General features: G+C 72.0%; 6 protein-coding genes. 3 read left to right on the forward strand and 3 right to left on the reverse strand.

What is annotated here, in order from left to right; all coding sequences use genetic code 11:
• Both CCN72_RS23710 and CCN72_RS39115 read right to left on the reverse strand, forming a co-directional pair.
• Positions 1 to 1,127 (reverse strand): MFS transporter (locus tag CCN72_RS23710; protein WP_208638074.1); only part of this gene is annotated, 1,127 nt, incomplete at its 3' end.
• A 147-nt stretch (positions 1,128 to 1,274) separates the two neighbouring features.
• Entirely contained in the window at positions 1,275 to 1,442 is a 168-nt protein-coding gene (locus CCN72_RS39115) for a hypothetical protein (protein ID WP_158101398.1), read from the reverse strand.
• A 182-nt stretch (positions 1,443 to 1,624) separates the two neighbouring features.
• Between CCN72_RS39115 and CCN72_RS23715 the strand changes: the two genes are divergently transcribed.
• Positions 1,625 to 2,617 carry a helix-turn-helix transcriptional regulator gene (locus CCN72_RS23715; RefSeq protein WP_086809391.1) on the forward strand — a complete coding sequence of 331 codons (993 nt, stop codon included), beginning with the start codon at positions 1,625 to 1,627 and terminating at the stop codon, positions 2,615 to 2,617.
• 111 nt (positions 2,618 to 2,728) lie between these two features.
• Complete coding sequence (locus CCN72_RS23720; RefSeq protein ID WP_086809393.1) at positions 2,729 to 3,241, forward strand: hypothetical protein; 513 nt, start codon at positions 2,729 to 2,731, stop codon at positions 3,239 to 3,241.
• A gap of 43 nt (positions 3,242 to 3,284) precedes the next feature.
• Here CCN72_RS23720 and CCN72_RS23725 read toward each other — a convergent pair whose 3' ends face one another.
• Positions 3,285 to 3,533: a response regulator transcription factor gene (locus tag CCN72_RS23725; RefSeq protein ID WP_085565656.1), complete on the reverse strand. Its 249-nt coding sequence runs from the start codon at positions 3,531 to 3,533 to the stop codon at positions 3,285 to 3,287.
• A gap of 187 nt (positions 3,534 to 3,720) precedes the next feature.
• On the opposite strand from CCN72_RS23725, the gene CCN72_RS40025 reads away from it, so the two are divergent.
• The coding region (locus CCN72_RS40025) for a hypothetical protein (protein ID WP_208638075.1) at positions 3,721 to 3,911 on the forward strand (191 nt) is incomplete at its 3' end.

The raw sequence follows: 3,911 nt of genomic DNA on the forward strand, positions 1-3,911 counted from the left end.
ACCACCAGCAGCGCGGTCAGCGCCGCCGTGAAGATCCCCGCGCCGGCCAGGCACCGCCCCCGGTCCGAGAGGCCCCGCGGCAGCACCCGGTCGCACCCGGTCGCGGCCAGCGCGAACCCGGCCGGCAGCGCGGTGAGCACCAGCCCCGCCGTCAGCTCGGACACGCCCCGCGCGGTGAGCACGACGGGCACCAGCACCAGCGGCCCGAACAGCACCAGGTAGCCGCTCAGGGCGCCCACCAGGCCGTACGCCACCGCCCGTACCCGCAGCAGGGCGAGGTCGAGCAGGGGCGCGGCCGCCCGCCGCTGGCGTCGTACGAAGGCCCACCCCGCCCCGGCCGCGACCAGGAACAGCGCGGCCACGCCCCAGCCGGGCACCGGCAGCCCGGAGGCCGCGGAGACGCCCATCAGGGCACCGGTGGTGGCCGCGGCCAGCAGCAGGAGCCCCGGCCAGTCGAAGCGGGTGACCCGGGTACGCGCCCGGGTGCGGGGCAGCAGGTAGTGGCCGCCGACGAGCGCGACGACGCCTACGGGCACGTTCACCCAGAACACCCAGCGCCAACCCAGGGTGGACACCAGGGCGCCCCCGACCGTCGGTCCCAGGGCCAGCCCCAGGGCCTGCGCGGCGGCCTGCACGCCGAGCGCGCTGCGCATCCGCTCGCGTGGCGCGCTGGTGGTCACCAGCGCCACGCTGTTGGCCTGCATCATGGCCGCGCCGGCCGCCTGGACCACGCGGAACGCCACGAGGGCCCCGAGCGAGGGCGCGAAGCCGCAGGCCGCGGAGGCGAGGGTGAAGACGGCGAAGCCGTACAGGTAGAGCAGTTTGCGGCCGTGGGCGTCGGCAAGGCGCCCTGCGGGCACCAGCAGCGCCACCAGGGCGAGCAGATAGGCAAGCGAGACCCATTCGACGGCCGCGAGCGAGGCGTGGAAGCCGGTGCGCAGACCGCCGTAGGTGAGCGTGACGATGCTGGCGTCCAGCTGGCCCATGAACGCGCCGAAGCACACCGCGGCCACGGCCAGCCACCAGCCGTTCGGCCGCGCGCGGATCGCCTCGGGGCGGGGCCGCTCCGAGGTGAGCAGCGCGAGCCCGCGTCTTACGGACGGGCGCGGTCGCGTGTCGGTGACCATGCCTCCAGATTACAACGGTCACCGAAATACTTGGCTAGCGTCCTATCCTGATCTTCACCCCGCAGGGCGACACCCGGTACCACCCACAGGAGCGACGCTCGCCACCTCCTGGGTGACGCCCGGGCAACCAAACCCCGAAAAACGCACTCACCCACCCCAGGAGCTGTCAGCGCACGTTCCCCGCATCCCGGGCGGCGCGGCCTGGCAGGACGCCTGGACCTGCGTGCCCCGCTCCGGGGCGCCGTGGTGCGAGGAGGCCATGCCGAGCGTGAAGACCGCCAACAGGCCGGTCACAGCGATGAGGAAGCGCCTCATGACGCGAACTCCGTTCCCTATACAAGGACGTTACGGTGATCTCAGTCTCGGAAAACTCAATGTCGTCCGCCAGGTTTCCGATGCCTCATCAAACGGCAAGGCAGCAAGGGGAGGACGGAGCGAACATGGACATAGCTCCTCATTGCCCACGATCGACCCCTGATGAACTCAAGTCGGAGTCAATGGACTTAAGGGTCTACGCCTGGCTCGTCCGCAACCAGAGAGCGGGCGCGCACGACCCGGAGACCATCGCCCGCGAGCTGCCCGCCGACCTCGCCGACGTCCGCCGCGCCCTCTCCCGCCTCCTGGAGACCGGGCTGCTGGCCGAGGAGCCGCTGCCGGGATCCCGGCTGACCGTCGTACCCGCGGAGGACGCGGCGAGCCGTCGTACCGCGCCCCTGGAGGCGCAGATCCGTGAGCGCCAGGAGGCGATCGCGCACATCAGGAGCAGCGTCGATCCCTTCAGCCTGGTCTTCCAGCGGGAATCGCGCTCCTGGGGCGGCGGTTTCCAGGAGATCTCCACGGTGGCCGAGGTCCGCGACCGGCTCAACCGGCTCAGCGACGGCTGCCGTACCGAACTGGTCTCCTGCCAGCCCGGCGGCGGCTCCCGGGTCCCCGCGGCGATGGCCGAGGCCATGGGGCGCGACCGGGCGATGCTCGACCGGGGCGTCCGCATCCGCACCCTCTACCATCACACGGCGCGTTTCAACGGCCCGAGCCAGGCCTACGTGGCGGAGCTCTCCGCGCGCGGCGCGGAGTACCGCACGCTGCACGAACTGTTCGGCCGGCTGATCATCGTGGACCGGGAGACCGCCTTCATCCCCGCGCCCGGACACGACGGCCAGGGCGCGATCCTCATCAGCGAACCACCGGTGGTGGCCTACCTGTACGACATCTTCGAGCTGGCCTGGACCCACGCCAGGCCGTTCGTCGACGCCACCGGGCGCGCCATGGAAGCGGTCTCCAGGGAGCTGCACCGCACGATCCTGCGCCTGCTCGCCGACGGCCTCAAGGACGAGGCGATCGCCCGGCGCCTCGGCATGTCGCTGCGCACGACACGCCGCCATGTCGCCGACATCCTCTCCGAGTTGAACGTGTCGAGCCGCTTCCAGGCGGGCGTCGCCGCGGCCCGTTCCGGGCTGCTGGAGGAGGTGGACGGTCACGCGAACCCGTGACTGACGGTGCGCGTGTCGATACGGCATGCTGCACGCAAGGGTCTCCGCTCCCGCCCCTCGGGCCAGGAGCGCGGGACGGCCGCGAGTCACGACGACGATGGTGAAGCCTGCATGGTCTGGGGAAGTGCGTACGACGGCACGGTGGTTCCGGAGTCCCCGGAGGCGTACGTGGAGGAGGTCGTACTCTTCCTCCGCGCCTGCACGGACCGTTCGCCCGCCCTGCTGTGGCCCGAGCACGAACCCGCCGTGTACGACACGACGGACCGGACCTCCCCGGCGTCCGACCGCCGGCTGTCCGCGTACCTCGCGCGCAGCCTGACGTCCGCTCTGGGCGTGCCCGTGAACGAAACCTCCGGCGCCCCGCTCGACGGCCCCGCGCCGGCGCACACCCTGGTGGTGCAGACCGCGGGCCGCACCCACTGGTCCGTCGCCACGGCGGAGGAGCCCGAACGGCCCCTCGTCCTGCCGCTGTTGACCAGCGAGGTCCTCTACCTCCCGCGTGGCTCCCGTACGACCGTCACCGCGGCCGCCGGCAGCCGGCTCATCTCCCTCTCCCTGGCCACCCCGGCCCACGGGCGGGGGCTGGACCGCGAACCGTTCCGCACGGCCCGGCGCCCCCATTGAGTAACCGAGTTCGGGCAGCTCCGACATGAGTACCCGAGTTCGGTCAGCTCCGGTTCGCCTGGGCGTGCACATCGAACACCCCGCACCTGACCGCGGCGACGACGAGCTGCGCACGGCTCACCGCGCCCGTCTTGCTGCGCAGCCTGCGCACATAGGTGTCCACCGTGTGCCGGCTGATGCCGAGCCGGCGGGCGATGGACGGGTACGTCTCCCCGTCGCACAGGGAGGCGAGCACCTCCCTCTCGCGGGGGGAGAAGTCGGGTGACGGCATCGTGTCGGCAGGCGAAGACATGGGGTCCCTCTCATTCGTCGAACGCACGGGAAACGCACGGGGATCGCACTCGGATCGCACGGAGATCGCACGGGAATCGCCTCTCCAGCATGCGAACCCCCGCCCCGCCCCACCACCTCCCGGGCCCCTCAGCAAAGTGCGCGACATGAAGGGGAGGGACACCCCGCGACTCCGGGAGCACATTCACGTGACTACTGCCGACGCCCGCGGAACGACAGGATCTGGACCGCCGCCAAGGGCCCCCGCCCCCCGACGGGACACCCGCACGGCATTCACGTCCACCCCGAGATCCGGAGCAGACCTCATGTCCCTCGTCGGCCGTATCGCCGCCACCACCGTCCTCACCGCCGCCCTCTCCGCCCTGGCCCTCCCCGCCAC

The organism is Streptomyces murinus, from assembly GCF_002154555.1.
Taxonomy (GTDB): Bacteria; Actinomycetota; Actinomycetes; order Streptomycetales; family Streptomycetaceae; genus Streptomyces; species Streptomyces murinus.

Bases quoted from the DNA above. Each gene is read 5' to 3' on its own strand.
- CCN72_RS39115 (WP_158101398.1), bottom strand. From the start codon at position 1,442: ATGAGGCGCTTCCTCATCGCTGTGACCGGCCTGTTGGCGGTCTTCACG.
- CCN72_RS23715 (WP_086809391.1), top strand. From the start codon at position 1,625: ATGGACTTAAGGGTCTACGCCTGGCTCGTCCGCAACCAGAGAGCGGGC.
- CCN72_RS23720 (WP_086809393.1), top strand. From the start codon at position 2,729: ATGGTCTGGGGAAGTGCGTACGACGGCACGGTGGTTCCGGAGTCCCCG.
- CCN72_RS23725 (WP_085565656.1), bottom strand. From the start codon at position 3,533: ATGTCTTCGCCTGCCGACACGATGCCGTCACCCGACTTCTCCCCCCGC.